Below are 25,314 nucleotides of genomic sequence, written 5' to 3' on the forward strand. Positions count from 1 at the left end.
GCCCCGAGCGGGGCCGCGGCTCGTGCGCTGACGGGGCTCATTCGCTGACGAGGCTGGTGCTGTCGGAGAACTGCGCCAACCGGAAGACCACGAACTCGGCGGGCTTGACCGGCGCGACGCCGATCTCGCACACGACCTGGCCCAGGTCGATGGACTCCTGCGGGTTGTTCTCCGCGTCGCACTTGACGTAGAAGGCTTCGGCCGGCGTGCGGCCGAACAGCGCGCCCCGCCGCCACTGCTCGGTGAGGAAGGCGGTGATGTTGCGCCGGATGCTGGCCCACAGGCGGTCGTCGTTGGGCTCGAAGACCACCCACTGGGTGCCCAGCAGGATCGACTCCTCCAGGTAGTTGAACAGCCGGCGGACGTTGAGGTAGCGCCACGCCGGGTCGGAGGCCAGCGTGCGGGCGCCCCACACGCGGATGCCGCGGCCGGGGAACGCGCGCACGCAGTTGACGCCGATGGGGTTGAGCAGGTCCTGCTCGCTCTTGCTGAGCGAGACCTCCAGGTCCACCGCGCCGCGGATGACCTCGTTGGCGGGGGCCTTGTGGACGCCGCGCTCGTTGTCGTTGCGGCTCCACACGCCGGCGATGTGCCCGGAGGGCGGCACGATGGTGTTGCGCCCGCCGGCCGGGTCGAAGACCTTGATCCACGGGTAGTAGAGGGCGGCGTACTTGGAGTCGTAGTTCGACTCGTCCATGCGCCAGTTGCGGACCTGCTGGGCGTTGAGCCCGGGTGGCGCGTCGAGCACGGCGACGCGGTCGCCCATCTGCTCGCAGTGGGAGATCATCGCCAGCTGGACGGTCTTGACGCCCTCCAGGTCGATCATGCCGCGCCGGTAGGCGCTCATCAGGTCCGGCGCCGCCACCATGGTGACCTCGTCGACGCTCTCCAGGCCGCCGACGCCGGTGCGCGCGTCCGCGTCGCCCAGGTACTCCTGCGCGTCCACCCTGGCCGGGCTCTTCGACGGGGCGGGCGTGGCGGGCAGCGCCACCTGCTGCTTGTCGGGTCGTGCCAGGGCGCCGCCGCCGCGCTCGGTGACCCGGATCAGCTTGGACCGCTCGGACACCTGGGTCACGACGTAGTTCTTGACGTTCTTCTTCGTGGACACGTCGTAGCTCTCCACGACCTTGCCGCCCTGGCGGACCTGCAACTTGAAGCGGTCCTCCGGCGGGTTCTCGCCATCGGCGTCGACCACCTCGACGGAGAGGTCGCCGCCCGCGCCGGGCAGCGCCGCGACCTGGAGACCGCCCAGCTCGGCGGGCGCGGGCTCGGGCGCACCGGCCTCGGCGCCCTCCGGTGCGCCGCCGACGCGCACCACGTACGCCGCGCCGCCGCCGTTGGCGAAGTAGCCGTAGACGGCGTGCGACAGGTAGGCGTCCTCGGTGAAGCCGCCGAAGAGCTGGACGTACTGGTTCCAGTTCGCCACCAGGGTGGGCCGGTGGAAGGGTCCCTGTTCGGCGAAGCCGATGAAGGCGGCCACCGCGGTGCCGACGCCCTCGATGGGCCGCGCACCGGACTGGACCTCCTCCACGTAGACACCCGGTGAGAGGTACTGCGGCATGCTCGCTCCCCTGTCTCGTCCGCTGAAGGCGGCTGCTCCGCTCTGGCACCTCACAGCCTGCTGCGGCCAGGCGCGGGCGGGCAGGGCCGGCGGCCCCCTGCCGAGGGCAAGGCCGTTGCCCCAAAGGACATCCGCTGAAGACGGGGCCCGCGACGCCAGGTGGGCGGCACGGCGGAGGCGGCGTGGTCGACGTCCCGCGGGCAGCGCTCGGCGCGGGAGGTCGGAGCGCGGGCCGACGGCGACGGACACCCCGCGGCGCGCCGTTCCACCGGCTCGCCCGGGGTGGCACGCGGAACCGGGGTGACCGGTCGCCGCCGCTGCGGTCAGGCGGTCGGGAACCACGGCCCGAACTCGCTCTCCAGCACCAGTCGACCCAGTTTGCGGTACTCCTGGTGCACCGCGGTCATCACGTCGGCCATGGTCACCGGGCGATCCGCGGCGGCGGCCAGGTAGGCCGCGGTGACCGCGCACGCGCGGATCGAGCCGCCCGCGAGCTCGAAGCGCTCCGCGCAGAACCCCAGGTCCAGGTCGTCGGTCCGGGGCAGCGCGGGCCCCAGGCAGCGCTCCCACAACGCCCGGCGCTGCTCGGTGTCGGGCACCGGGAAGTCCGCGATCACGTCGATGCGCCGGGTGAACGCCTCGTCCAGGTTGGACCGCAGGTTGGTGGTGAGCACCGCGATCCCGTCGAAGGACTCCACGCGCTGCAACAGGTAGGCGGACTCGACGTTGGCGTACCGGTCGTGGGCGCTCTGCACCTCCGACCGCTTGCCGAACACGGCGTCGGCCTCGTCGAACAGCAGCACCCCGTGCACGCCCGCGGCCTCGGTGAAGATCCGCTCCAGGTTCTTCTCCGTCTCGCCGACGTACTTGTCCACCACGGTGGACAGGTCGACCACGTACAGGTCCATGCCGAGCTCGGCCGCGACGACCTCGGCGGACATGGTCTTGCCGGTGCCCGACTCGCCCGCGAACAGGGCCACCACGCCGCGACCGCGACCGCCGCCGGGGCGCATCCGCCACTCACCCAGCACCCGTTCGCGGTGTCGCGCCCGCACGACCAGCTCGGTGAGCTGCCGCCGGGTCCGCGCGGGCAGCACCACGTCGTCCCAGCCCACGCCCGGCACGATCCGCCTGGCCAGCCGGTCCAGCCCGGCGCCGTTCCGCGCCCGCACCCCGGCCCGCACGTGCTCCAGCCCCACCGGTCGTCGCTCCACGGCGGCCAGGCCGGCGGCGACGGCCACCGCCCGGTCGAGCTCCTCGGCGCCCAGCCGGTAGCCGGCCAGCTCGGGCAGGAACGCGGGCTCGCCACCCAGCGCCCGCGCCCACCGGGCGGCCCGGCCGTCGGGCAGCGGCGGCGGCACCGGCACCGACACGGCGGGCCTCGTGGTCCACTTCGGGTCCCAGTGCCGGCTGCCGTGCAGGAGCACCGGCACCGCGCCCGCCGACGCCACCAGCTCGCGCAGCAGCCGCACCCGCTCGGGCACCAGCGGTTCCAGCGGGCCGAGCACGACACCGGCGCCCCGCAGCCGGGCCTCGCGGACCAGGGCGGCGATCCCGGGCTGGTCCTGGTCGGCCAACGCCACCACGTCGACCACCAGCGCGTCCCGGCCGGCCGCGGCCAGCGCCGCCACCGCCGTCGACCCGCCCTCGCCATCGGCGCCGCGCAGGTGCACGAGGTCCACGCCGGCGCCCAGTCCCGCGCCGAGCCGCCCGGCCAAGCCGTCGGCGGTGGCGGAACCCGGTCCCGCGCCGAGCCGCCCCGCCAGGCCGTCGGCGGTGGCGGAACCGCCCGGCGGCACGAGGCGCGCGAGCCCGGCCACCGCCGGGTCGGGCGCGTCGTCGCCCAGCAGGTGCGCCACCACCCGGTCGGGCACGCGCAGCACGCGGGACAGCGCGGGCGCGTCCCGGTCGTGCACCTCCACCAGGCCGCCGGCCACCAGGGGCGCGGTCGGCGCGAGGCGGAACCGGCCGGGTCCGGCCGCCGGCGCTCCGCACAGCCTCAGCGCCAGCCCGACCGTCGCCCGGCGGCGGGTGACGTCGTCGTTGAGGTAGGCGTAGAGCCGTTCGAACCGCGCGTCCACGTCGGGCGCCACCGCCACCAGCAGCAGCTCCACGTCGAGCGGCGTCAGGTCGAAGTCGCGGGCCAGCGCGACGAGCCGGGGACCGCGGCCGGGCGCGGACGCGGCCGGCACGTCCGGGTCGGGCTCCTCCTCGGGCGGGAACAGCGCCGGTTGCCGCGGCGCGTCCAGCACCTGCTGGACCAGCTCGGCGGTGAGGTACAGACCGCGGTACGGGTCGTCGAGGGCGGTGTCGGCGGACCGGGCCTCCACCGCCAGCCGGACCCGCCGCTCCACCGCGCCCAGCCGGGCCCACAGGTGCACCAGGTCCGCTTCCCGCGCCGACCCGCCCCCGGCCGGCGCCAACCCGCTCCCCTCCCGCGCCGACCCGTCCCCCTCCAGCGCCAACCCACCCCCGTCCGGCGCCGGCCCGCCCCCGTTTCGCGCCAACCCGCCCCCGCCCGGCGCCGCGCCGGCGTCCCGCCCGTCGACCAGCCGATCGGCCACCCCGGTCACCCGATCCCCCCGCCGCGCCGCCGCTTCGGCCCCGAGGCGGGCAGCCGGGGCCGGGTCACCGCGAACCCGCCGCTGTCGGCGCCGGCCGACCCCTCGTAACGCAGCCGGCGGCCGCTCTCGCCCGCCTCCGCGGCCACCTGGAGCACCATGCCTTCCGTGACCGGCGGCGAGGCCGGCGTCAGCTCGCCCGCCAGCGGCGCGATGATCCTGAGGTCGATGGACGGCTTCAGCTCGCCGCCCATCGCCGACCACATCTCCGAGGTCGCCCGCCCGTCCGGCGGCTGCGCCGAGTTCAGCACGACCGTCAGCCCCAGCTCCGCCAACGACCCGGTCAGCCACTCCCGCGCGAACCGCTCGGTGCGCACCAGGCACGCCAGCAGCTCCGACAGCAGCCGGTGCTCGTCCTGCGGCCGGTTGGTCCACGCGGTCAGCAGGTAGGCCAGCTCGAACCAGCGCGCCGGACCTCGCCACCCGACCAGCACGCCCTCGTCGTCGTGCACCTCCATGCCGCCCGCGTGGCGTCGCGGCACGTCCTCGCGGATGTCGTACAGGAACACGTTGACCGTCGGGGCGTTGCGCCGCGCGGACCAGTCCTTGGTCGGGGCCTCGAACGACAGCTCGCCCCCGCCGCCGGGCACGCCCGCGGCGGTCAGCATCCGCCGGATCGCCTCGTCCACCTCGTGGATCACGGGCACCTCCTGCTCGAAGTCCTCGGGTTCACCTGCGCGCCACCATGTCGGGCGGCCCGATCGAGCCGGGCACCACCAGGAACGGCGTGTCGACGGGCCGGAAACCGGGGCCGGTGGCGGTGATGGTCCGCGGCCCGGTCTGGTCCTTGGTCAGGATCAGCAGCTGCGCGGTGAACCGGCCGTCCGCACGCGGGATCGCGGGCGCGGCGGGCGCGGTGATGCCGGGGTCCCAGTCGAGCCGGACCGGCGCGCCGGGCGGGAAGTCCGCACCGCGCACCGAGGTGACGAACCCGGGCTCGCCGATCGGCGGCACGGCCTCGATCCTCGGTTGGAGCACGGTCATCGGCGCGACCGCGGTGTTGTCGCCCGGGTTGGCGTCGGTCCCGGTGGTGCGCAGCACGCCGCGCACCTCGGTCCGCACCGCGGCCTCGGGCGCGAGCACCACCTGCACGACCTGCGCGGCGCCCGCCGGGAGGTCGGGCAGCGCGCAGCTGGTCGGCGCGCACCCCGGCGGCAGCGCCGCCACCGGCACCCGGGCGGGCAGCAGGAGGTCCAGCCGCAGCCCGGTGGCCAGCGAGCCGCCACCGTTGCGCACGGTGTAGGTCGCCGTGGCCCGGCCGCCCACGTAGGACGGGTTCGGCTGCACCGCGACGGCCAGCGCGGGGCCGGCCGCCGGGAACGGCGGTGGCGGCGGCAGCGTGCCCGTGGTGGTCGTCGTGGGCGGCGGGGTCGTCGTGGTGGTCGTGGTCGTGGTGGTCGTCGGCGGCTCGCCGACGGTCAGCGCGGTCTCGTCGGCGTTGTCCGACGGCGCCGCGTCGAGCACCGCGCCGGCGACCGACCAGTCCAGCCGGTGCCGACCCGGCGCCACGCCCACGACGTCGGCCACCACCTCGACCGACGCGCCCGGCGCCAGCACGCCCAGGTCGCAGCGCAGCTCCTCGACCGCGCACCCGGTTCCGCGCAGCCCCGCCAGCCGCAGCCCGGTCGGCACGGCGACGGTCAGCGCGGTGCCCGGCGAGGCCGCCGGACCGCGGTTGAGCACGGTCACCGTCACCGGCGCCGTGCCACCCGCGTCGACCGGGACGTCCGCGGGCGCGTCCACGATCAGGTCCACCGACTGCTGCCAGGCGGGTTCCTTCTGCCTGCCGGGCAGCCGCGTGGTGATCCGGGTCAGCTCCCCGCTCGCCGGGTCCAGCACGGCCAGCTCCTCGGGCGACCGGGCGTCGGCCGCCCGGCGGGTGGTCAGCACCAGCCTGCCGTCGGGCGCGAACGCCGCGTCGCGCGGCTGGAACGGCCCGTCCGGGCCCGCGGTCACCGGCCCCGCGCACGTGCCGACGCCGAGCAGCACCTCGCACCGGGCGTCGGGCAGCGACACCCGCAGCAGGCCGTCGCCCTCCCGGTTGAACACCAGCTCGCGCCCGTCCGGGCTGAACGCCGAGCTGTCGTCGGTGACCGCGCAGTCGCTGCCGCACACCTGCGCGCTCAGGTCGCGCTGCTGGTCGAGGGCGCCGGCGCGGGCGGTCCAGACGTGGTTGTACCGGACCTCGCCGGTCGGCCCGTCGGTGATGACGCCCCTGGTGAACGACAGGACCGTGCCGTCCGGCGACCAGGTGGGCTGGGTGTCCTCCTGGTCGGCGACCCCCGGCGGCGGCTGGAGCACGCCGGTGACCGCGCCGGTCGCGGCGTCGACCACGACGACGCGGCTGTCGGAGCCGGCGGGCCGCACCCCGCCCGGCGAGCGGCGCGCGAAGGCGATGGACCGGCCGTCGGGCGAGAAGGCGGCGTCGAACTCCCAGTCGCCGGGCCGCCGGTCGGAGACCGGCAGCAGCCGCGGGTTGCCGCCGTCGGCGTCTACCAGCCACAGCCGCTGCACGCGCAGGTCGTCGACGGTCTCGAACCTGCTGAGCAGGATCTGCCGCCCGTCCGGCGAGTAGGACTGGCGGTGCGCCCACGGGTCGAAGCCCGCGCCGGGGCGGAACAGCAGGTTCGGGTCGTCCACCGCGCCGGGGTCCTCGGTCAGCACGGTCACGCCCAGGTCGCGCGGGTCGACCCCGTCCGGCCGGACGTCCTGGAGGGTGGCGGTCGACCGGGTCGGCGCGCTGGTCCGGGAGACCAGCAGGCGCGGACCGGAGCCGTCGACCTGCCAGCTCGGCGAGCCGAGCAGGCGGTCCTCGGCCAGCAGCAGGTCCGGCGCGGCGGTGACCGGCACGCCCGGCGCGGTGTCGGCCCGGTAGACCTTCACCGCGTTCGGGTCGGCCGGGCAGGAGCACGTCTGGTCCAGGCTCAGGAACAGCAGGCGCGAGCCGTCGGGCAGCCACGCGGGCCAGTGGCCGCGCCAGCCGGCCTGGTCGCCGCCCAGCAGCGGGGCGCCGACACCGACACCGGCGCCGGTCAGCACGCGCACCCGCGGCACGTCACCCAGCCACAGCGTGTAGGCGATGCGGCCGTCGACCGGGTTCCACGCGGGCTCGCCCGCGTCGCCGTCCGGCTCGTCGGTCACCCGCGCCTCCGGGCCGCCCGCCACGAGCCTGCGGTAGATCTCGCGGCCGCCGTCGCGGTCGGTGGAGTAGGCGATCTCGGTGCCGTCCGGCGAGAACGCGGGCCACGTCTCGTCGGCCGGGGTCTCGGTGAGCCGGCGCAACCCGGCGCCGTCGACGCCGACCGCCCACAGGTCGCCGCGCGAGTCGAACACCACGGTGCCCAGGTCGGGTGACAGCTGCGGGTGCCGCGCGTCCTGTCCCTCGGTCAGCCTGCGCACGCCGCCGTCCGCGGTCCGCAGGTAGACCTGCGGGCTCACCTCGTCGCGCAGGCTGGTGAACACCACCAGGTCGCCGCGCGCGGACACGTGGTCGTCGTAGTGCGCCGGCCCCTCGCCCATGACGGGCGTGGTCGGGCCGGGCTGCTCGGGCACCGGGTCGGCCGCGTAGCCGAGGCTGCGGTGCCCGGTGGCCGCGTAGGCGATGCGGCCCGGCGCGGGCGGTCCGCCCGGCTGGCCCTCCGCCTCGGGCAGGTCGGCGCCGCGCACCACCACGATGCCGGCGCACGCCACCAGGAACGCCGCGGCCGCGGCGAGGGTGCGCGTCCTCCTGGACAAGGTTCCACCTCCGGTCACGGGCCTCTCGTCCGGCGATCGTCGCCGCGGGCGGCGGGTGTCCGGGAGGTCCGGCAGGGCAGGGCCCGGGAAGGCCCCGGGACAGTTCGGGCAACGCCGTCGCGGACGGTGCTGTCCGACACGGGTCCGTCAGATCAGGCCGTGGCGCATCACGTAGCCCACGGCGTGGGCCCGGTTGCGCAGTTGGAGCCGCGTGGTCACCTCGTGCAGCACGTTCTTCACGGTGCGCTCGGAGAACGAGGTCTTCACCGCGATCTCGGCGGTGTCGAAGCCCTCCGCCACCAGCCGCAGCATGTCCGCCTCACGACTGGACAAAGTGGACAGCGTGGGTCCGTGCGGGTCGAGCGCGCTGCGCTGGAGCCGGCCGACGTGGTCGAGCAGCAGGCCCAGCAGGTCGCCCGGCAGCACCGCCTCGCCCCGGTCCAGCGCGGTCACGGTGGCGACCAGGCGGTCCTGGTCGGCCTCGGCGCGGCGGACCACCGCGGCCACGCCGCAGTCGATGGTCGTCTGCAACGCGTCCTGGTCGAACCGGCCGACGACGACGCCGGTGCGGGTGCCCGTCGAGCGCCGCAACCGGCGCAGCAGCCGGGCGGTCCGGTCGTCCACCTCGTCCACGACCACGAGCGACACCGCCGCGCGCTCGTGGTCGCGCGGGTCGAGCACCTCCACCTCCGGCCGCGGCCGCATCTGGTGCGTGACCCCCGTGCGCAGCACCGGGTCCTCGGCGTACACCGCGACCGGGATCCTCGTCATGACGCCCTCCCTGGCGAGAACGGGACCGCCCCGGCGGCCCTGGTGGTGCCATCGTGCGCGCATCCCGACTACCGCGGTCCGCACGCGGGCCGCCGGTGCACTTGTTTGCCCGCGCCGTGCCCTTTTCTCCCTGCCGCACCGGGTTCGGCCCTGCCTACCGTTCGACCGGTGACCACAACGACCGAATTCGGTCTCCCGACCGTGGTTGTCACGCCCGGTTCGGAGGCCAGCACGAAGCTGACGGTGCGCAACGACGGCGACGTAGTCGAGGCGTACGAGTTCGAGGTGGTGGGCGAGTGCGCACCGTGGACCTCGGTCGAGCCCGCGCGGCTCTCGCTGTACCCGGGGACCTCCGAGCAGGTGACCGTCGTGCTCCGGCCGCCGCGCTCGTCCGCGGTGCGCGCGGGTGAGATCCCGCTGGGCGTGCGGGTCCTGCCCGCCGAGCGGCCCGAGACGGCGGTGGTGACCGAGACCGCGGTCGTCGTCGAGCCGTTCCTCCAGCCGCACGCGGAACTGGTGCCCGTGCGGCGTCGCGCCTGGCGCAGCGCGCGTTTCCACGTGGAAGCGCACAACGACGGCAACACCCCGGTCGCGGTGTCACTGGTCGCGGCGGAGGCGGACGACCAGCTGCGCACCGCGGTGGGCGCGGAGCCGGTCGTGGTCGAGCCCGGGGTGCGGGTCGAGCTGCCGGTGCGCGCCCGCGTGGCGAAGGTGCTGTGGTTCGGCGCCCCGGTGCCCTGGCCGGTGCGGGTGACCTCGACGGCCACCGCCGGCGAGGCCGCGGAGACCGAGGAGCTGGAGGGCGAGCTGCTCCAGCTCCCGGTGTTCCCCAAGTGGCTGCTGGCGCTGCTCGCGCTGCTGCTGGCCCTGCTGCTGGCGTGGCTGCTGCTGGTGCGCCCGACGGTGGAGAGCGCGGCGCGCGAGGCCGCCGACGACCGGGCCCAGGAGCTGGTCGAGGCGGGGGAGCAGCAGGCGGCCGCCCAGAACCCGCCGCCGGCGGATCAGCAGCAGCCGGGCGGCGGGCAGCAGGGCGAGCAGCAGCAGGGGCAGGAGCCTGGGCAGCAGGGGCAGCCCGGTCAGGCCGTCGGCGGCGGTGAGCAGATGTCCGGCACCATCGAGGTCCGCACCAACACCGGCGACCAGGGCGCCGGCAGCTACGTCGTGCCCGCCGGGAAGGTCTTCCGCATCACCGACCTCGTGCTGGCCAACCACCAGGGCGACGAGGGCGTGCTGACGATCGCCTTCGGCGAGCGCACGGTGACCACCATCGCGCTGGAGACCTTCCGCAACCAGGACTACCACTGGGTGACGCCGATCGACGTGGCGGAGAACAGCGCGGTCAGCGCGACCGTCGCCTGCTCCCGGCCCGGCACCCCGGCCAGCGGGCGGCAGGCGCCGAACTGCCTGCAACTGCTCAACGTCAGCGGCGTGCTGGCGGACGCGCCGCGGGGGTGACCGGCTCCCGGACCCGTCGTGGTCCGGGTCGGCCGGCGCCGACCCGACCCGTCGCGGGGTTCCCGATGTCGCTTGACGCGGTCAGGCCGGGTGCCCACGATGAGCCGGTGGAACCGGACACGACGCGCAACCGGATCGCCTGGGAGGCCGCTTCGCGGAAGCACGTCCACGAGTACGAGGAGTTGTTGCGCCAAGCCCGCGACGGGTGCTCGCTCCTCGACCGCGAACTCGACCTGCTGCGACCGGTGCTGCGGTCGGCACCCTCCGTCGTCCACCTGCAGAGCGGGCACGGCCTCGACGACATCGCGCTGGTGGCCGCGGGCGCCCGGTCCGTGGTCGGTGTCGACTACAGCGCGGTGGCCGTGGCGTCCGCGCAGCGCCGCGCGGACGAGCTGGGCGCGGCGTGCCGCTACGTGGTCGCCGAGCTGCCGGGCGCACCGCTGCGCGACGGGTGCGCGGACCTCGTCTACACGGGCAAGGGCGCGCTGATCTGGATGCCCGACCTGCGGGTCTGGGCGCGGGACGCCGCCCGCCTGCTGCGGCCGTCAGGGCGCCTGTTCGTCTACGAGGCCCACCCCGCGGCGCCGCTGTGGACGTGGGACGAGGACGAACCCCGCATCCGGGCCGATCGCGGCTACTTCGACCGCCGGCACGTCAACGACACGTTCCCGGGGCACGGCGCGGTGGAGCGGCAGGCCACCCTGGCCGAGATCATCAACGCGGTGCTGGCCGCCGGGCTGGAGCTGGAGCACGTGGCGGAGTACCCCGAACCGTTCTGGCGCCCGGACGGCGTCGACGCCGCGGCGTGGCGGGGACGACTGCCGAACTCGTTCGCCCTGCTCGCCCGACGGGGTGGCGCCGCGCCGTGATGCCCGGCAGGGGCCGCGCCGCCCGGTCAGCCGTTGACCGCGCCCCGCATGACGCCGCCCACGATGCTCCGGGCCAGCAGCACGAACAGCACCACCACCGGCAGCGTGCCCAGCACCGCGCCGGTGAGCACGAGCGGGTAGTCGGTGTAGTAACCGCCGGCCAGGCGCGACAGCACCACCTGCACCGTCGGCGTCTCGTTCGGGTCGAGCACCACCAGCGGCCAGAAGAAGTCGTTCCAGGACGCCAGGAACGTCAGCATGGCCAGCACGGTCGCGTGCGGGCGCAGCGCGGGCAGCGCCACGTGCCAGTAGGTGCGCACGAGCGAGCACCCGTCGACGCGCGCGGCGTCGACCAGGACCTCGTGCACCGCCTCCCGGCAGGCCTGGCGCATCCAGAACACGCTGAACGCGCTCATCAGGCCCGGCACGACGACCGCCTCCAGCCGCCCGTACCAGCCCAGCTCGCCCACCAGCACGAACAGCGGCACCACGCCCAGCTGCACCGGCACCAGCACCGACCCCACCACCACGGCGAACAGCGCGGTGCGGCCCCGGAAGCGCAGGCGGGCGAAGGCGAACCCGGCCAGGGTCGACAGCAGCACGTTCGACGCGGTGACCGCGCAGGCCACGATCGCGGAGTTGCGCAGCGCCAACCAGAAGTCCACCGCCTCGAACACCTCGCGCGCGTTGTCCGCGAACTCGCCACCGGGCAGCAGGGGCGGGACGCGGGCGGAGATGCCGGCGTTGTCGTGCGAGGCCACGACCACCGACCAGTACAGCGGGAACAGCGAGGCCGCCACGACCACGAGCAGCGCCACAACGGGCAGGACACCGCGTCGCGACTGACCTCCCCCTCGCACCGGCCCTCCCCCTCGCACCGGGCCTCCGCGCCGCAACCGCATCAGGCCTCCCGGACGACGCGGCGCAGCAGCGCGGCGTTGATCAGCGCGAGCACCGCGCACAGCACGAACAGCACCCACGACACCGCGGCCGCGTAGCCCGCGTCGAAGCGCTGGAACCCGGCCTCGTACAGGTACATCACCAGCGTCTGGAACTGCCGGTCGACGCCGCCGCTGCCGCCGCCGCCGAACAGCAGCGGCTCGGTGAACAGCTGGAAACCCCCGATGGTGGACATCACCACGGTGAACAGCACCGTCGGCCGGATCGACGGCAGCGTCACCGACCAGAACGCCCGCCACCGGGAGGCGCCGTCCAGCTCGGCCGCCTCGTGCAGCTCGCGCGGCACCGCCTGCATCGCGGCCAGGTACAGCAGCGCGTTGTAGCCGGTCCAGCGCCAGATCACCATCACGGCCACGCCCAGGTGCGCCGACCAGGAGTGCGCCCGCCAGTCCACCGCCTCGACCCCCAGACCGGTCAGGGCCCAGTTGACCAGGCCCTGGTCGCGGCCGAACAGCTGGGTGAGCACCAGGGCGACCGCCACCACCGGCACCACGTTGGGCAGCAGCACCGCCGCGCGCCACACCGCGCTGCCGCGCAGCGGCCGGTCCAGCAGCGCGGCGACGCCCAGGGCCGCGAGCAGCTGCGGCACGGTGGCGATCACGAAGATGCTCGCCGTGTTGCCCAGCGCGTTGTAGAAGTGCGGGTCGGTGAACAGCGCCGCGTAGTTGGCCCACCCGGTGAACGCGGTGGGCCCGTCGAGCAGGTCCCACTCGTGCAGCGACATCCACGCGGTGTTCGCCAGCGGGTACAGCCCGAACACGCCGAACAGCACGAAGAACGGCGCGACGAGCAGGTAGGGTGTGACCCGGCGGTCCAGTCGGGCGAGCCGCACCGGTCAGCCCACGAGCTTCCGGGCCTCCGCGACCGCCTCGGCCCACGCCTGGTCGACGCCCCGCTGCCCGTTCTCCACCCGGCCGAGGGCCAGGCCGAACACCGGTCGCACGTCGGCGTCGCGCAGCCCCCGGTAGTTGGGCCGCACGGTGTCCGAGGAGGCGGCGAACAGCTCGCCGACCGGGGCGCCGCTGAAGTAGGCGTCGGTGTGCCCGAGCACGGCGGGGTCCTGGTAGGCGGCGGGCTGGCTGGGCAGGATGCCGGCGTCGACGAACAGCCTCTTCTGCTGCTCGGGCGCGGTCAGCCACTCGGCCAGCCGGTAGGACTCGCGCTGGTGGGCGCCCTGGGCGGGCACCACGAGGTGGGAGCCGCCCCAGTTGCCGCCGCCGCCGGGCACCGTGGTGACGTCCCACTTGCCCGCGCCGGCCTCGCCGCCGATCTCCCTGATCTGGGCGAGCATCCACGCCGGGCAGGTGGTGGTGGCGAAGGAGCCCTGGTTGACGGCCACGTTCCAGTCCGGGGTGAACGGGGCGACGCGGGCGGTCCGCCCCTTGGCGCCGATGCCGCCCGCGATCTCGAACGCCCGCCGCACGTTGGGGTTGGCGTCGCCGATGAAGGAGTCGTCGGCCGCGGCGAAGTAGTTCTCCCGGGCCTGGTTCAGCACGGCGGTGTAGATCGTGCCCGAGGAGTCGGCGAACTTGGCGTCGGGCACCTCCTCGGCGAACCGGGCGGCGACCGCCGCGTACCGCTCCCAGGTCGGCCACAGCGCGGCCACGGCGTCGCGGTCGGTGGGCAGTCGGGCGCGCTCGAACAGGTCGCGCCGGTAGCACAGGGCGAGGCCGCCCATGTCGGTGCCGAGGCCGATGACGAAGTCGCCGTCGACGCCCTGCTCCCACTTCCACGGCGCCCAGCGGTCGCGCAGGTCCAGCGCCCCGAACCCGGCGAGGTCGACGACGGCGTCCTTGGACCGGCGGACGCGCGGTGCGTACTGCTCCTCCACGGCGACCACGTCGGCCGCGCCGCGACCGGCCGCGAGGGCGGTGATCAGGCCTTTGTGGTGCGACTCGAAGTCGGTGACGCGGCCGACCACGTCGACCTCCGGGTGCAGCCGCTCGTACTCCTCGAACAGCGGCTCGTAGCCGAACTCGCCGAAGGTCGCCACGGTGAGCCTCAACTTCCCGCCCGCCCCGTCGCCACCGCCGCCGCACGCGGTCGCCACGAGGGCCAGCACCACCGGCAGCCACCCCCACGACCGGCCCGTTCGCGCCCGTCCCATCCCGCACCCCTCTCGCCGTCACGATCAGGTCACCCATCGTGTTCGGAGGGTGACGCGGCGACGGGCGCGAACGGCCGGTGGCTCCCCTTCTTACCGCCAGGACTGCCCGAAAGCGCATCAGCGGCGGCGGCGGTTCCACTCGTCCAGCAGGGCGTCGATCCAGGCCCCGAGCAGGTGGGTCATCTCGCGATCGCCGCGCGCCAGGTGGTCGCGCAGCTCCGCGCACGCGTCCTCCAGCTCGACGCACAGGTCGACCCGGCCCAGGTCCAGCCGGGCGAGGCCGGGCACCGCGGTCCCGGGAACCCCCGCGCGCGGCGCCACCGGCTCCGGCGCGGGGGGTCCTGGAGCCACGGGCTCCGGAGGTGTCACCGCCGTCTCCCGGAGTTGCGGCCCGCGATCCGCAGGGCCTCGATGTACTTGGGCAGCTCGACCAGCGCCCGCTCCCAGCTGTCGGAGTTGAGCTGACCGGCGAACACGGCGTCGACCACGAGCCGGTCCACGTCGGGCGTGACGTCGTCACCCGACGCGTCGCGCAGCTTGCGCGACAGGTCCAGCCTGCGCAGCCGCGACCGCACCTCGTCCAGGGTGCGCTCCAGCTCGCTGATCACCCCTTGGGCCTGGGTGGGCTCCAGCACCAGCCAGCCGCGCCGCGCGAGCTGGAGGAACAGGTCGCCGGCGAAGCGCTCCGGAGGGGAGGCGCGCCCCAGGCCACCAGTCTCGCCATCGGACCGCACGTCCATCGCACCCTCCGCGCGGGAACCGGTCACCACGTGGGCCCCGACCCCCAGGTTTCGCCCCAGTACCGGGGATGTCCTCCGACCCCACCACGCCTCGCGCGGTGGGAGAAGACCGGGCGGTCGGTTCTGCCCGTCCTTACCCCTCGTTCTGCCCTCGCACGACATGCGGAACGGCTCGTGGTGTCCGCCGGGCGGGTGAAAAAACCCTTGAAATTTGAACCAACTCGGCACGGGCCTCGTGCAAGGGGCTGACCAACGGATCACGGTGGATCGGGGATCGGGGATCGGGATGTCGACCACTTCTGGTGGCGGGCTGCGGGTGAGCGTGCTGGGGCCGGTGCGCGCCTGGCTCGGGGAGGACGAGCTGTCGTTGGGCCCGGCCCGGCAGCGGGCGGTGCTGGCCCTGCTCGCGGCCCGCGCCAACCGGGTCGTCTCCCGGCACGAGCTGGTCGACGGGCTGTGGGGCGACGCGCCGCCGGCCAGCGCGGTCGGCAGCCTGCACACCTACGTGTCGGGGCTGCGCCGGGCGCTGGGGCCGGTGCGGGACACCCTGGTGTCGCAGACCTCCGGGTACTCGCTGCGCCTGGCCGACGGCGCGGTGGACGCCGACGTGTTCGACCGGTCCAGGTCCCGGGCCCGGCTGCTGGTGGCCTCCGGCGACCACCACGCCGCCCGGGTCGCGCTGGACGAGGCGCTCGGCCTGTGGCTGGGCGAGGCGTACTCCGGGGTGCCGGGGCCGTTCGCCGAGGTCGAGCGGCGGCGGTTGGACGAGCTGCGGCTCAGCGCCCTGGAGATGCGGGCCCGCGCGGCGCTGGAGCTGGGCGCGCACCGGGAGGTGGTGGCCGAGCTGACCGGGCTGGTGGGCGAGCACCCGTGGCACGAGTCGCTGTGGGAGGTGCTGATGCTGGCGCTGGACCGCTCCGGGCGGCACGCCGAGGCGCTGGAGGCCTTCCGGGACGCGCGCCGGGCGCTGGTGGACGAGCAGGGCGTCGAGCCCGGCCCGGCGCTGCGGGACCTGCACCAGCGGATCGTCACCGGCACGCCCGAGCCGCCTCGCCGCACGCCCGAGCCGCCGCGCCCGCCCGCTGGGTCCGAGCCGGCCCGCGAGCCCCGGTCGGCCGGCGAGTCCCGGTCGGCCGGCGGCTCGTGGTCGGTCGTCGGGTCCGAGCCGATGGGCGGCTCCTGGCCGGTCGTCGGCTCCGATTCGGCCGGCGGCTCCGCGCCGGTGGGCCGGCCCGAACCGGCGCGCCCCTCCCGGCCCGGTGGCGCGCACGCGCCTCGCCGCCTGTTCTCGGTGCCACCCCACGTGGCCAGGGTGCTGCGCGACGGCGTCGGGTCGGAGGCGTTCGTCGGCCGGGTCGAGGAGACCGCGCTGCTGCGCGACCTGGTCACCGAGGTGCTGGCCGGGCGGGGAGCACCGGTGTGGGTCGAGGGCGAGGCCGGGATCGGCAAGTCCGAGCTGCTGACCGTCGCGCTGGCGGACGCGGCGCGGCGCGGCTGCCAGGTGGGCTGGGCGGTCGCCGACGAGCCGGGCAGGCGGTTCCCGCTCCAGGTGATCATGGACTGCCTGGACGTCAGCCCGACCTCGCCCGACCGGCACCGCGCCGAACCGGCCGTGCGGCTGCGCAGCGAGCCCGCGCACGGCGGCTGGGGCCCTTCCGACCCGGTGCCGGTCGCGGTCGACCGGCTGCTGGCCCTGGTGGACCGGGTCTGCGCGAGCGGTCCCCTGCTGCTGGTCATCGACGACCTGCACTGGGCCGACGAGGCCAGCGTGCTGATGTGGCACCGGCTGGCCGCCGCCACCCGCCAGCTGCCGCTGCTGCTGGTGGCCGCGACCCGCCCCGACCCGGGCCGGCGGGAGCTGGCCCAGCTGCGGCGCGGCGTCGAGTCCCGGCGCGGGCACGTGGTCCTGCTGGAGCCGCTGGCGGAGCGGGAGACCGAGGAGCTGATCGGGAAGGTGGTCGGGGCCCGACCCGACGACGTGCTGCGCGAGGTGGCCCGCCGCACCGCGGGCAACCCGCTCTACACCCGAGAGGTCGCGCACGCCCTGGTGCGCAACCGGGCCGTGCGCGTGGTGGGCGGCGTGGCCGCGGTCGACCGGGCCGCGATCGACCAGGTGCCGTCGTCGCTGCTGGGCGCGGTGGACCGCACGCTGGACTCGGTGTCGCCCGCCACCCGGGACGTGCTGCGGTCGGCCGCGCTGCTGGGCGCGGCGTTCGGCGTCGACGCGCTGTGCGCGGTCACCGGGCGGTCGGCGCTGGACCTGGTGGGGGTGCTGGACGAGGCGGTGAGCGCCACCGTGCTGGTCGAGGCAGGTGACGAGCTGGCGTTCCGCCACCCCTACCTGCGGCAGGCGCTGTACGAGGGCATCTCCCGGCCGGTGCGGGCCGCGCTGCACCGGCACGCCGCCGAGGCGCTGGCGGGCATCGGCGCGCCGGTCGAGCGGGTGGCCGAGCACCTGGCGGCCGAGCCGGTGCCGCCCGACGAGTGGGTGGTCGGCTGGCTGGCGCGCCACCACGCCACCGTGGCCAACCGCGCGCCGCTGATCGCCGTCGACCTGCTGCGGCAGGCCGTGGGCAGCGCGCTGCCCACCCGACCGCAGCGGGCGAGCCTGCTCACCGCCCTGGTCAAGGTGCTGTTCCGGTTGGAGCGCAACCCCGAGCACGAGGCCGAGCAGGCCTTGGAGCTGTCCGCCGACCCGGACGACCGCGCCGAGATGCGGCACCTGCTGGCGGCCATGCGGCACCGGCGCGGCGACACCGCGTCCGCGATCGCGGCGCTGCGCCAGGGCCTGGACGTGCCCGACCTGCCGGAGATCTGGCGGACCCGGCACCTGTCACTGCTGGCGAACTTCCGCCGCGGCGACCTGGCCGACCTCGACGAGGCCGAGCGGACCGCGCGCCAGGTGCGCGCCGAGTCGGTGGCCGAGGGCGAGCCCTACCCCGTCGCGCACGCCTCGCAGACGCTGTGGCTGATCGACTCGATCCGCCGCGACCACGAGCGGGCGCTGCGCCACGTCGACGACGCGCTGGCCACCGTCGGCGACCGCACCGACCTGGCCGAGCTGCGCTTCGACCTGCTGGACAACAAGGTGTTCACCCTCCAGAACCTCGACCGCCTGGCCGAGGCCGAGCGGGCGCTGGCCTCGGCCCGGCTGGTGGCCGCCCGCCACGACCTGCCCACCGGCCTCCAGGTGTCCACCGCGGTGCACCACTACTGGACCGGCCGGTGGGACGAGGCCCTGGTGGAGCTGGACACGGTGACCGAGGACGGGCCCGCCATCACGTTCTTCGGGATGCGCGAACCGGGACCGGCCGCCCTGCTGCTGCACGGCGTGGCCGCGCTGATCGCGGGCCGCCGCGACGACCGCGCCGCCGCCGCGGCCCACCTGCGCGCGGCCGAGTCCCACGCGCCCGCCACCAGCGCCGAGCGGGAGAGCTGCGACTTCTACCTGGTGGCCGCGGCGCTGGCGGCCGAGCAGCGGGGCGCGCCCGACGAGGCGCTGCGGCTGCTCGCGCCGGTGCTGCGACCGGATTTCGCCCGGATGATGCTGCGCCACCAGTGGCTGCCCCACGCCGCGCGCCTGGCGCTGGACTCCGGCGACCGGGAGGTGGCGCGCACGGCGCTGGAGGTGTGCGAGGAGGAGGCGGCCAAGGAGGTGCGGCCGGCCCGCGCGCACGCCGCCGCCGCGCACTGCCGGGGCCTGGTGCGCGGCGACCCGAGGTCCGTGCTGACCGCGGCCGCGCACTACCGCCTGGTGGGCCGGCCGCTGGAGCTGGCCTCGGCGCTGGTGGACGCCGGTGTCCTGCTGGCCCGCGGCGCGGGCTCACCGGACGAGGTGACCGCCGCGTTCGGCGAGGCCCTGGAGCTGTTCGACGTCCTGTCGGCGCGCTGGGACGTGCGCCGCGCGGAACGGCTGATGCGGGCGTCCGGCGTCCGCGGCGACGCGCCGCACGCGGCCGGCCGGCCGCGGTCGGGCTGGCAGGCCCTGTCCCCGCTGGAGGTGCGCATCGCGCGCCTGGTCGCGGAAGGCCTGTCCAACCCCGACATCGCGGGCGAGCTGGCCCTGTCGCGGCGGACCGTGCAGTCGCACGTGTCGAGGGTGCTGGACAAGCTGCGGTCGCCCTCGCGCACGGCGGTCGCCGAGCACGTCGACGCGAACCGGCCCTCGCCGGTGTGCCCGTGAGGCCCGCGTCAGCGGGTCGGTGAAACCGCCGGCCCTGGCCTGGTCCCCGGCCTGCCGGTGGGCGTGCATCCAGGCGAAGCCGAAGGTGAAGCCGAAGGTGAAGCCGAAGGTGAAGCCGAAGGTGAAATCGGGTGCGCGCGGTCGGCGTGGTGGTGTGTGATCGGGGTGTGGCGATCACGTTGGGCGTGCCCGGTGTCGACGAGCTGGGCGAGACCGCGGGCGTGCTGCGCGAGTGGCAGCGCGAGGGCGCGCCGGTGCAGCTGCACCCCGGTGACCTCGGCTGGTTCCGGCGGTTCGGCGCGGAGGCGACCGCGGCGGCGGTCCGGACCTGGAGCCGGGACGGGCGGGTCCTGGCCCTCGGGTTGCTGGACGGTCCCGGGCTGCTGCGCCTGGCGGTCGCGCCGGGCGCCCGGCGCGACGTGGAGCTGGCCGGGCGGCTGGTCGAGGACCTGACCGGGCCGGAGCGCGGCGTGCTGCCGGAAGGGGAGGCGTGCGTCGAGACGCCGGGGGACGCGCTGGTCCGGGACCTGCTGGCGGAGCGCGGCTGGCTCCCGGACGAGCCCTGGACGCCGCTGCGCCGCGACCTCGCCGGGCCGGTGGAGGACCCCGGCGTCCGGGTCGAGGTGGTCGGCCCGGAGGGTGCGCGCGTGCGGGCCGAGGTGCAGCGCGCGTCGTTCGAGGGGTCCACGTTCACCGAGGAGCGCTGGCGGGCGATGGCGGCCGGGTCGCCGTACGCCGAGGCCCGGTGCCTGGTCGCCCGGGACGAGCGGGACGAGGCCGTGGCGGCGGTGACGGTGTGGTCGGCCGGTCCGGGCAGGCCCGGGTTGCTGGAGCCGATGGGTGTGCGCCCGGACCACCGCGGTCGCGGCCACGGCAGGGCCATCACCCTCGCCGCGGCGGCCGCGCTCCGGGAGCTGGGCTCGTCGAGCGCGGTCGTCTGCACCCCGAGCTCCAACGTCGGAGCCGTCGCCACCTACCGGTCTGCCGGTTTCCGGCGGCTACCCGAGAGCCTGGACCTGCGCCGACCGTGACGGGTCGCGCGCCGCGTTCGGCGCGGGGCGGGTTCGGCGCCGGGCAGGTCCCGGTCGCGAGCCCCGGGGGCGGCAACCGGTCTTCGCCGCCGGACGCGGGCCTGCGGTACCGTCTGCCGGCGACTCGACAGGGGGCTGCGTGGAAGTCGGTTTCGCGGACACGACGATCCCGGAAGCGGCATGCGCCGAGTTGGAGGACGTCCTCCGCGGCATCGCGGTCGAACCGCCCGGCTACGCCGGCGACCCGGTCGGGCGGTGGGTCGAGCCCGTGGAGCGGATCACGGTGCTGCGGCGCCTCGCGGGCGGGCGCAGCGGCGCGGACGTGCTCGACGTCGAGCTGGAGCGGGCCGCGCCCGGCCGGGTCGACCGGCGGATCGTCAAGGTCGACGCGGTGGCGGAGGTCGCCACCGAGTGGCGCGCCTTCCGGGACCACCTGGCGTCCCGGCGCGACACCTTGATCACGCCCGTCGAAGCGGTCAGCCGCCGCCTGCTCGACGAGGACCCGTCCCCGACCGCCGACCGCGCCGCCATCGTCTACTACCACGCGGCGGACTACGGCTCGGTGCCCGACCGGCCGACCCGCACCTTGGAAGACCTGGTGCGCGACGTGCTGCGAGGGCGCACGCCCGCCGATGACGCGGTCGCCGTCGTCGACGCGCTGCTCTCCCGGATGACCAAGGGCTTCTACGCCGACGCCGCCCCCGCCTCCTCGAAGCGGACCCTGCTGCCGCTCAACAGGTCGCTCGGCCCGGACATCACCCTGGAGGTCGACCGGGCCCCGGGACCGCGCCTGCTGAAGTACCAGGACCCGGTGCCCGCGGCGCTCGCCGGGATGCGCCGGTACCAGCGCGAGGTGCTGGCCGCCTGCACCGCCGTGACCGACGCCGGACCGGCGGACCGGAAGATCGGCATCGGCGACACGGTCCACCTGACCGGCCTCACCACGCGGGAGCTGTCCGACGACGCCCTGAAGGCCGACTGGGGCGACCTGACCGTCGTCATCAGGCCGGCCGCCGACACGGACCCCGGGTTCCGCCTGGCCGACTTCGCGGGGGCGCGCGACTTCGACGTCATCGGCAGGGTGACCGGCCTGCGCGCACGCGACCAGTGGCAGCGGGTCGAGCGGCGGTGGCCCGGCGTCGTGGCCGACGACAGCGGCGTGGGCACGGACGAGGCCCGCGTCGAGCACCCGTTCCGCCTCGTCCACGACCTGCTGACCGAGGACGCCGCCGGGCGCGTCACGGCCCTCACCCACGGCGACCTCAACCCGCGCAACGTCCTGTGGGTCGGCGGTCAGGTCTTCCTCATCGACTTCGCCGCCACCGCGCCGGGCCGACCGCTGCTCGGCGACTTCGCGTGGCTGGAGCTGTGCCTGCTGCGGGACGTGGTCGCGCCGGAGCTGGGGTGGCGGGCGCTGGTGCTGCTCCAGCGGACGCTGGCCGTCGCGTGCCGCCTGGACGAGGTGGTCGCCGACGCCGCTCGCGCCGTGGCGGGGCTGCTCGGCGACGATGACGAGGCGCTGCGGTCGGCGTTCGCGGTCCTGTGGGCGGTGCGCGCGCGGGCACGGGCGAGCTACCCCGAGGCGGGCCGGCAACCGTGGTGGCGGGACTACCTGACCCAGCTGGCGCTGGCGGGGTGCCGCACCCTGAAGTGGCCCGACGACAGCCAGGGAGAAGCCGCCGTGCGGGCCGTGGTGGCGTGCTGCGGCGTGGCGGCGGAGTGGCTGGGCGGCACGGACCCGTACCGCCGGTGGCCGGGCGCCGACACGACGCTGCTCATCGACTCCGTGACCAGGAACCTCCGCGCCGACCACGCCGGTGCGGTCGAGGCGCTGGCCGAGCTGGTGCGGGCCGCGGACCGGCTGCGCGGTCAACCCGAGGCCACGTGGCGGGCGCTGGAGGCCGCGCGGGCCGCCGTCACCGCGGCCACCTACGCCGCCGAGGCCCGCAAGATCCTGGTCGAGCTGCGCGACGACCACGAGGTGTTCATCGGCCTGCGCGCGTCCAAGCCGGAGGCCGCCCGCGTGGACGACCTGCCCGCGGAGTGGGTCGCGGACCTGGAGCACCACGCGCGGGAGGTCGACGGCGCGGTGTCGGGACGACGCGGGCCGGCGGTGCTGCCGATCCCGAGCCCGCACTACGGCTCAGGTCGGCACGGCGACGCCCGGACCCCTCCGGACGACGAGGGCGAGGTGCTCCGGTGGGCCGCCGAACAGCACCGGGTCGTGGTGCTGGGCAGCGCCGGGTCGGGCAAGAGCACGGTGGCCCGGGAACTCCGGTACCGGCTCGCCCACGCCGTGAACGAAGCGGGCAACGGCAGAACGCCGGAGGAAGGCGCCCCGCGCCCCCTGATGCCGGTGCTGGTGCGCGGCAGCGACGTCGTCCGGGCCATCGACGCCCTGGGCGCCGACGCGTCACCGGGCGAGGTGCTGCGCCGGGCGACCGGGAGCGACGTGCCCGACGCCGCGCTGGTGGTCGGCGCGGTCCACCTGGCGGTCGACGCCTTCAACGAGCTGGCCGCCGAGCCGAAGCGCACCGCCGCGCAGTGGGTGTGGTCGCTGGTCAACCGGTTCCGGCACACCCCCGTGCTGATCTGCCACCGCACCTTCGAGTTCGAAGCGCGCCTGCTGCCCTACCCGACCGTCGTCCTGCTCCCCGTCAGCACCGGCCAGGCCCGGGAGTACGTCGCGGACGCGTTGCGGGTCAGCGGGGTCGACGACGCCGCCGAACGGGCCAGGCAGCTCACCCGGATGCTGCTCGACAACCCGGACCACGAGCAGGTCCAGGACCTGGCGAAGACGCCCCTGTTCCTGTGGATGATCGTCAAGCGCTACGCGGGCACCGCCGAGCTGCCGTCCAACATCGGCGCGCTGTTCGGCGACTTCGCCCGCTGGTACCTGGAGGAACGCCACCACGACCGACCCGGTGAGCGGGTCCCGACCCCGCGCTTCGCCTACGAGGTCAAGGGCGCGGCGATGGAGGCCCTCGGCCGGTACCTGGTGGAGCACGGCAACGTCACGCAGGTCGACGAGGCCGAGGCCGTCGCGGCGGTGTCGGAGGTGGTCCACGACGCCGCGGCCGTGCTCGACGAGATCGTCGCCTCGGAGATGCTGCACCGCCATGACGGCTCGCTGCGCTTCCTGCACCAGTCGTTCCAGGAGTACTTCGCGGCCCTGGTCTTCGCCCGCGAGGCCGACGACGAACAACTCCTGCGGGACCGGGCGAAGGTCTTCGCCTGGCGCGAGCCGCTGCGGATCATGCTCGGGTTCTCCGGCGACCGCCCGGAGCTGACCGAGCGGTTGATCCGGATCGCCCTGCGCGCCGATCCCGGGTTCGCGGCCAAGCTGTTGCGGGCCAGTGAAACCCCGCCCCGCTCGGCGGTGGACGTGTTCATCGCCGCACAGCGGGACGCGCTGGCGTCACCCGACCTGAGCGAGCACGACTGGACGACCGCCGCGCGGGCGCTCGCCGACCACGGCGCCCCGGAGGCGATCGACGTCCTGCGGAGCACGGCGATCGGGGGTTCGCCACCGGGCGTCCGGATCGCGGCGTTCGAGGCCCTCCTCCACCGGGCGGAGGGCGACGACGGAGGGGACCTGGTCACGACGGTCGGCGCGCTGCTGGCCGAGGACACCCCTCCGCCCCTGCGCGCGGCAGCGGTCCACGCGGTCGGCGACAAGCGGCTCGTGCCGTTGACGCTCGCCGTCGGCGACCTGGTCGACGACCGGCAGCCGTGGCCGATCGTCACCGCGGCCGTCGGCGCCCTGACGGCGCTCGGCGTGGTGGTCGACGGCGAACGCCGCCGCCGGTACGCACGGGCCTGCGCCGGTCGGCTCCGAGCGGTCGAGGACCAGCTGCGGCGCCACCACCTGGCAGGCGAGGACGTCGACGCGCTCATGGCGGAACGACTGGACCTGCTGTCCCCCCTCGCGGACCCGCCCGAGGTCGAACTGCTGCTGTCGCACCGCTTCTCCTACGGGTTGGCGGGCGAGCGGGTGTGGCAGCGCCGGCTCGCCCCGTCCGCGGTGGTCGCCGACCCCGGGCTGTCGCCCGCGGTCCGCCACCTGCTGGTCGACGACGTCGAGGCGGAGGAACTGCTCGCGGCGTTCACCGACCCGGGATCGGGTGAACCGGTGGTCGCGGCCGCCGCGCACCGCCTGATCGGAGGCGTCGCACCGGCCGGTGCCGCGGCCGCGAACCTGGTGCCGCTGGTCACCGCGGGGTCCTCCACCACGCGCCTGCTGGCCACCGCGGCGGCCGTCGAGGCGGCCGGCGAGAGGCTCGGGGCGGACGACCTGCGGGCCGTCGACGCGCTCGTGCGGGACGTCATCGACCGGTACGAGGACGACCTGGCCGAGCCCCTCGCCGCGCTGATCCGCTCACTGGGCTCCCACCGGCTGAACCAGATCGTGCTCGCCGACGTCATGGACGTGGCGCTGGGCGCGCTCGGCACCCGGGCGCACCCGCTCCGGTGGCCGCTCCCCGACGTGTGGTCCTCGATCCACCCCACCGCGGAGGAGTTCGTCACGCTGTTGCAGGGCGACCAGGAGCACGTGTGGGTGGCGATCCGCCACCTGGCCGGTTACGGGTACTCCCTGGACGGGAGCCGCAAGTCGAGGACCTTCCCGGTGAGGTCCGACGCGGCGACCTTCCGCCGACTGCTGGCGGAGCGCCCGGCTCGGCTGGCCGAAGAACCCGTCAGCTTCTTCGAAGCGTGCGCCGTCCTCGGCGACCACGGCTTCGTGGACGACGTCATCGTCCTCACCCGGAACCCGGACCCCGCGCTGACGGAGCCCCGGCTCTTCTTCGGCGTGAGCTCCGGCGCGGTGATGATCACGCCGCTGGCCCGCCTGCTGGGTGTGCTGGGCCACCTCGGTCGGCAGGCCGCCGACAAGGGCGACTCCGCCACGGCCCACCGGGCGCACGACCACCTGGACCGGTACGACGTGACCGGTGCGCACATCAGCGTCGCGCAGGCCCGCCTGGTCGGGCTCGGCTACCTCGGTGACTGGATGCCCCTCCTGTCGGCCCTCGACGCGGAGAACCCGGAGTTGCACACCGCCGCGAGGAACACCATCGCGCTGTGGGTGCCCGGCCCGTTCACCCCGACCGCCTACCAGGGGCCCGAGCAGATCGCCCTGTGGATCGCCGACCGGCTCAACGGCCCGCTCGGCCCCGGCCACCGCTCCACCCTGCTGACGATCAAAACCGACCTGGAGGCACGCCTCGGCCGCTACGTCGTCCAGGACGACCCGGAAGGCTGAACGCCCGGTCCCCCGGAC

The 25,314-nt window shown here is 75.5% G+C and carries 15 protein-coding genes; 5 read left to right on the forward strand and 10 right to left on the reverse strand.

The genetic code is table 11. The features are described 5' to 3' along the window. Positions 1–37: 37 nt before the first annotated feature. From ABD223_RS19450 to ABD223_RS19470, 5 genes are all read right to left on the reverse strand, one after another. The gene (locus ABD223_RS19450; protein ID WP_344037716.1) at positions 38–1,561 is read right to left on the reverse strand and encodes a phage tail sheath family protein; all 1,524 of its coding nucleotides are present in this window, start codon (positions 1,559–1,561) and stop codon (positions 38–40) included. 323 nt (positions 1,562–1,884) lie between these two features. After that, on the reverse strand, positions 1,885–3,984 hold the full coding sequence (locus tag ABD223_RS19455; RefSeq protein WP_344037811.1) for an ATP-binding protein: 2,100 nt from the start codon (positions 3,982–3,984) through the stop codon (positions 1,885–1,887). Positions 3,985–4,130: 146 nt separating this feature from the next. Continuing rightward, entirely contained in the window at positions 4,131–4,823 is a 693-nt protein-coding gene (locus ABD223_RS19460) for a Pvc16 family protein (protein ID WP_344037717.1), read from the reverse strand. A gap of 28 nt (positions 4,824–4,851) precedes the next feature. Further along, positions 4,852–7,917 carry a hypothetical protein gene (locus ABD223_RS19465; RefSeq protein WP_344037718.1) on the reverse strand — a complete coding sequence of 1,022 codons (3,066 nt, stop codon included), beginning with the start codon at positions 7,915–7,917 and terminating at the stop codon, positions 4,852–4,854. A gap of 147 nt (positions 7,918–8,064) precedes the next feature. Continuing rightward, a complete protein-coding gene (locus ABD223_RS19470; RefSeq protein WP_344037719.1) occupies positions 8,065–8,688 on the reverse strand; it encodes a helix-turn-helix transcriptional regulator in 624 nt (207 codons plus the stop codon). Positions 8,689–8,856: 168 nt separating this feature from the next. Between ABD223_RS19470 and ABD223_RS19475 the strand changes: the two genes are divergently transcribed. Both ABD223_RS19475 and ABD223_RS19480 read left to right on the forward strand, forming a co-directional pair. Next, on the forward strand, positions 8,857–10,143 hold the full coding sequence (locus ABD223_RS19475; protein WP_344037720.1) for a COG1470 family protein: 1,287 nt from the start codon (positions 8,857–8,859) through the stop codon (positions 10,141–10,143). Positions 10,144–10,250: 107 nt separating this feature from the next. After that, positions 10,251–11,012, forward strand: a complete 762-nt coding sequence (locus ABD223_RS19480) for a class I SAM-dependent methyltransferase (RefSeq protein ID WP_344037721.1) — start codon at positions 10,251–10,253, stop codon at positions 11,010–11,012. Positions 11,013–11,038: 26 nt separating this feature from the next. On the opposite strand, the gene ABD223_RS19485 is transcribed toward ABD223_RS19480, so the two are convergent. From ABD223_RS19485 to ABD223_RS19505, 5 genes are all read right to left on the reverse strand, one after another. Continuing rightward, complete coding sequence (locus ABD223_RS19485; RefSeq protein ID WP_380648023.1) at positions 11,039–11,914, reverse strand: carbohydrate ABC transporter permease; 876 nt, start codon at positions 11,912–11,914, stop codon at positions 11,039–11,041. Beyond that, on the reverse strand, positions 11,914–12,804 hold the full coding sequence (locus tag ABD223_RS19490) for a carbohydrate ABC transporter permease (protein ID WP_344037723.1): 891 nt from the start codon (positions 12,802–12,804) through the stop codon (positions 11,914–11,916). Before ABD223_RS19490 ends, ABD223_RS19485 begins: the two co-directional genes overlap by 1 nt. A 3-nt stretch (positions 12,805–12,807) precedes the next feature. Continuing rightward, positions 12,808–14,079: an extracellular solute-binding protein gene (locus ABD223_RS19495; RefSeq protein ID WP_344037724.1), complete on the reverse strand. Its 1,272-nt coding sequence runs from the start codon at positions 14,077–14,079 to the stop codon at positions 12,808–12,810. Positions 14,080–14,196: 117 nt separating this feature from the next. Continuing rightward, positions 14,197–14,430 (reverse strand): hypothetical protein, encoded by a 234-nt coding sequence (locus ABD223_RS19500; RefSeq protein WP_344037725.1) that lies wholly within the window; start codon positions 14,428–14,430, stop codon positions 14,197–14,199. A 14-nt stretch (positions 14,431–14,444) separates the two neighbouring features. Next, positions 14,445–14,819 carry a hypothetical protein gene (locus tag ABD223_RS19505; RefSeq protein ID WP_344037726.1) on the reverse strand — a complete coding sequence of 125 codons (375 nt, stop codon included), beginning with the start codon at positions 14,817–14,819 and terminating at the stop codon, positions 14,445–14,447. 286 nt (positions 14,820–15,105) lie between these two features. Between ABD223_RS19505 and ABD223_RS19510 the strand changes: the two genes are divergently transcribed. The 3 genes from ABD223_RS19510 (at position 15,106) to ABD223_RS19520 (ending at position 25,296) form a co-directional block, all read left to right on the forward strand. Next, positions 15,106–19,002 carry an ATP-binding protein gene (locus ABD223_RS19510; RefSeq protein WP_344037727.1) on the forward strand — a complete coding sequence of 1,299 codons (3,897 nt, stop codon included), beginning with the start codon at positions 15,106–15,108 and terminating at the stop codon, positions 19,000–19,002. A gap of 167 nt (positions 19,003–19,169) precedes the next feature. Beyond that, positions 19,170–20,033, forward strand: coding sequence for a GNAT family N-acetyltransferase (locus tag ABD223_RS19515; RefSeq protein WP_344037728.1), 864 nt, complete (start codon positions 19,170–19,172; stop codon positions 20,031–20,033). A 139-nt stretch (positions 20,034–20,172) separates the two neighbouring features. Beyond that, a complete protein-coding gene (locus ABD223_RS19520; protein WP_344037729.1) occupies positions 20,173–25,296 on the forward strand; it encodes a hypothetical protein in 5,124 nt (1,707 codons plus the stop codon). The last annotated feature ends 18 nt before the right edge of the window (positions 25,297–25,314 follow it).

This window comes from Saccharothrix xinjiangensis (assembly GCF_039527585.1).
In the GTDB taxonomy this organism is placed as follows: domain Bacteria; phylum Actinomycetota; class Actinomycetes; order Mycobacteriales; family Pseudonocardiaceae; genus Actinosynnema; species Actinosynnema xinjiangensis.

Coding starts and splice junctions, on each gene's coding strand:
- ABD223_RS19485 (WP_380648023.1), bottom strand. CDS start 11,914: ATGCGGTTGCGGCGCGGAGGCCCGGTGCGAGGGGGAGGGCCGGTGCGA.
- ABD223_RS19505 (WP_344037726.1), bottom strand. CDS start 14,819: ATGGACGTGCGGTCCGATGGCGAGACTGGTGGCCTGGGGCGCGCCTCC.
- ABD223_RS19495 (WP_344037724.1), bottom strand. CDS start 14,079: ATGGGACGGGCGCGAACGGGCCGGTCGTGGGGGTGGCTGCCGGTGGTG.
- ABD223_RS19470 (WP_344037719.1), bottom strand. CDS start 8,688: ATGACGAGGATCCCGGTCGCGGTGTACGCCGAGGACCCGGTGCTGCGC.
- ABD223_RS19510 (WP_344037727.1), top strand. CDS start 15,106: ATGTCGACCACTTCTGGTGGCGGGCTGCGGGTGAGCGTGCTGGGGCCG.
- ABD223_RS19450 (WP_344037716.1), bottom strand. CDS start 1,561: ATGCCGCAGTACCTCTCACCGGGTGTCTACGTGGAGGAGGTCCAGTCC.